At 63.1% G+C, this 3,496-nt stretch carries 4 protein-coding genes; 1 reads left to right on the forward strand and 3 read right to left on the reverse strand.

The genetic code is table 11. The annotated features are described in order from the left end of the window. Positions 1-331 precede the first annotated feature (331 nt). From UP09_RS00005 to UP09_RS00015, 3 genes are all read right to left on the reverse strand, one after another. A complete protein-coding gene (locus tag UP09_RS00005) occupies positions 332-610 on the reverse strand; it encodes a hypothetical protein (protein ID WP_044535959.1) in 279 nt (92 codons plus the stop codon). Between the two features lie 49 nt (positions 611-659). Then, a complete protein-coding gene (locus tag UP09_RS00010) occupies positions 660-1,046 on the reverse strand; it encodes a VOC family protein (RefSeq protein WP_044535960.1) in 387 nt (128 codons plus the stop codon). A gap of 85 nt (positions 1,047-1,131) precedes the next feature. Beyond that, on the reverse strand, positions 1,132-1,959 hold the full coding sequence (locus tag UP09_RS00015; RefSeq protein WP_044535961.1) for an FkbM family methyltransferase: 828 nt from the start codon (positions 1,957-1,959) through the stop codon (positions 1,132-1,134). A 294-nt stretch (positions 1,960-2,253) separates the two neighbouring features. Here UP09_RS00015 and UP09_RS00020 point away from each other — a divergent pair, with 294 nt between their 5' ends. Continuing rightward, entirely contained in the window at positions 2,254-3,357 is a 1,104-nt protein-coding gene (locus UP09_RS00020; protein ID WP_044535962.1) for an IS4 family transposase, read from the forward strand. Positions 3,358-3,496: the final 139 nt, after the last annotated feature.

The following is a 3,496-nucleotide window of genomic DNA, read 5'->3' on the forward strand; positions in this document are numbered from 1 at the left end:
GCTTTCCATCCGGGCCGAGTTCTTCCCTCGGCTGCGCCTGTGCGACGACGAGCGGTGAGGTTTGCGCGTGCGATGCTGAAGCGGCGAACTGCATCACCGTCAGCGCAGTCGTGGCAAGCAGCACGAGACGAAGCTGTGTCATGTTATTTGGAATCCCCGGCGGAAGGTCTGGGCAGGAAGGAAGAAACGTGAAAGCCGAACAATTCGGCGGTAAGATGAACAGCCAGCGGTTAGGCCGGATTGTGGCGAGCCACGAATCACTGGCGCACTTTATTTCGACATCGTAACGGGTTGCACGCGCATTTGTTCACTGGGCATTCAGAAGAAACGCTCAGACACAGGAACTTCCATCGCGGAATTCGGTCGCACCCGCGGCTCGCCGGGCGGCGAGGCGATCTGTCGCAGGCGGCGGGCCGGTGGGACCAGGCGGTCCACGCACCGGCAGTTCCTCGGGCGTGTAGCCGGGCAATTCGTCCGGCTGCGGCGGCTCGCCGGGTTCGCGCACCGGCGGCGGGATCTCCGGGTTGGGATTGCCCGGAGGAATTCCGGGCGGCGGTTCGCCCGGGGTACCGGGCGTCGCTGGTGGAATCTCTGGAGGCTCGATCGGCATTCACATCAACCGGCCGCGTGCTGCGATGTTCCTGTTCCGCGCGGAAAACTCATCCCGGCGTGTGACAGACCGCCTCGATGTTGTGGCCATCCGGATCAAGCACGAACGCGCCATAGTAATTGGGATGGTAATGCGCGCGGATGCCGGGCGGGCCATTGTCGCGGCCACCGGCCGATATCGCGGCCTTGTAGAAGGCATCCACCGTGGCGCGATCCTTTGCGACGATGGCGATATGCACCGGCTTGTTCATCGCGCCTTCGCCGCCGATCCAGAAATCCGGCTTGCCATTGGCACCGAAGCCGGCCGCGGGATCATGGCCGGTCTGTTCCGCCGTCACTTCCATGATCAAGCCGTAGCCGAGCGGCGCCAACGCGATCTGGTAGAACGCCTTGGCGCGCGCATAGTCGGATACCGAAAAGCCGATATGGTCGATCATCGCGGGCCTCCCTTCGTGAATTTATGTAGTCCCGTCATTGCGACCCGTTGGCTCGCAATGACGGGATAGGCGAAACTCAGCTGGCTCACCCCCGCACGAGCAGCGTGTTGCTCCGCGTCCGGCCTTGCTCGACATAGCCACGCGAGTGCATGTCGGCAATGCAGTCGTCGGTCCACTCATCCTTCGACAGGTGCTCGATCACGACCGCGCCGGGCCACAGCGCTTCCGGCGCGTTACTGAAGAAGCCGATCAGCACGCGGTCCTCAAAACCTTCGACGTCGATCTTCAGCGCATCGACCCTGGTCGCGCCGGCCTCGTCGAGAATGCGCTGCAGCCGCAGCGACGGCACCTTGAACGCCTTGCCCGAGGGCACGCCAGAGACGATGTGGCTGGCGCCGAGATTGTCGCCGTCGGTCTCGATCATCAGCTCGCCGTCGGTCGGGCCGGCGGCGGCCGCAACGAGGCGCACCTGCGGATAGCCGGAGGCCTGGGTGTTGAATGCGAGCCGCGCATGCGTCATCGGATGCGGCTCGATCGCGATCACCTTGCCAGTGGGCCCGACATCGCGCGCCAGCGCCAGCGCGTAGGTGCCGACATTGGCGCCGAGATCGACGAAGGTGCCGCCTGCGCCGACATGCCGGCGCAGGAAGTCGAGCTCCTCAAGATTGTAGTCGGGATTGAACAGGGCGCCGCGCTCGGTCGCGCTCGCCTGGTGATAGAAGCGGAACGACGCGCCCTGATACGGCACATCGAGCGGGCCCGAACCGAGCAGATTGACCAGCCGCGACAGCCACGGCCGGAACGCGCCGCGTTTCAGTCCGCTGTTGTGCGCCAGGCGGATGATGGCGGCCTGCGCCGCATTCGGCGCGAACGCACCGAACGGCGCCGGCGAAGTATCGTTGCTGGGGATCAAGCGTTGTCCTCGTCAAAAGCGGCGCATGCATAGCCGGTTTTGCCGGAAGCGCCAACGGACCTTGTCGGACGAATCATGTCGCGAGAACGCGGATATATGACTCACACAGCCCAACAAATTCGGTGTCGTCCCGGGCTTGACCCGGGACCCATAACCACAGCTCTCAATTGTTGCGCGATGCTGTGGCCACGGCTTACTTCAACATCAGAACCCTGTGGTTATGGATCCCGGCTTTCGCCCATAGGCGCTAAAATAGGATTTGCGCGTTGGATTTACGTGTGATTCCAAGAAGAGATGAGAAACGAATCGCTTGTGAACGAAGACTGGGCGCGTGTTGTTTCGCGGCTGGGCGGAGCTGAGGCTCTGGAGGCTGGCGCGCGGGAGACGAAGGCGTTTGTTCGCCCGCGCGAGATCAGCAATGCAGTCGATCTGCTGCGGCTGATCCTTGCGTATTGCCTGGGCACGAGAGGTCTGCGGTTGACGGCGGCATGGGCGACTTCGGTGGGCCTTGTCGATATCTCCAACGTGGCTCTGTTATACCGGCTGCGTCAGTCCGGGGATTGGCTTGCACAGCTGATAGGCCGGGCACTTGCGAGCGGTGCGCCGAAGGCAAGCCGCGGTCGACTGATCCGCATCGTTGACGCCACGACGGTCCCAAAAGCTGGAACCGGCGGCAGGCAGAAGAATGCGGTGTGGCGCATCCACAGTGCGTTCGATCTTCCGCAAGAACGTTTTGGTCACTTCGAGCTGACCGACGAACGCGCGGGCGAGACGCTGGACCGGATCCCGCTGATTGCCGGCGAGATCCGTCTTGCCGACCGCGCCTATCTGCAGCCGGAGCGCATGGCGTATCTGGTCGAGGCCGGTGCGGACTTCGTGATCCGCTCGGGCTGGAAGAGCGCTTGTTGGCTGGATCGCAAAGGCAATCTGATCGATCTCGTCGCCGAACTGCGCAAGGCCGCGGCACGCGGCATCATCGACCGGCCGATCTGGGTAAAACGCAAGTCTGGTGGAGCACCGCTTGCTGTGCGTTTGGTTGCCGTCAAGAAACCTGCAGATGCGGCTCAGGCTGCACGGCGCAAGGCACGCAGGACGGCTCAGAAGGGAGGCCATCGTCTCTCCAGGCAAACGCTTGATGCTGCGGATTGGGTGATCCTGGTGACCTCGCTCAAGCCCGAGGACTTCACAACCGCTGATCTGCTTGCCCTTTACCGGCTGCGATGGCGGATCGAACTCGGCTTCAAGCGGCTGAAGAGCCTGATTGGCTTGAAAGGACCTCCAGGAACTGACGAGCGGTCTGCCAGACCCCATATCCTCGCTCACCTGCTGATCATTCTTCTGCTCGAGCCGCTTGTCGACGAACTCGAGGACTCTCCCCGCTTGGCCGAAGCCGCCTAACCAGACCTGCAGCATGGCGCCTGCTCCGTCAGCTCATCGCCTCCCTGCTCCAAGCCATCATTCCCCAGCCCACAATCGCGCGTCTGCGCAGAGCCAGCCTCGCTCTCCAACGACATCTGCGCGAGCCTCCCAGACGTAA

This window comes from Bradyrhizobium sp. LTSP885 (assembly GCF_000938305.1).
Lineage (GTDB): Bacteria > Pseudomonadota > Alphaproteobacteria > Rhizobiales > Xanthobacteraceae > Bradyrhizobium.

Excerpts from the sequence above, each read along its gene's own strand:
- UP09_RS00005 (WP_044535959.1), bottom strand. The coding sequence starts at position 610 with ATGCCGATCGAGCCTCCAGAGATTCCACCAGCGACGCCCGGTACCCCG.
- UP09_RS00010 (WP_044535960.1), bottom strand. The coding sequence starts at position 1,046 with ATGATCGACCATATCGGCTTTTCGGTATCCGACTATGCGCGCGCCAAG.
- UP09_RS00020 (WP_044535962.1), top strand. The coding sequence starts at position 2,254 with ATGAGAAACGAATCGCTTGTGAACGAAGACTGGGCGCGTGTTGTTTCG.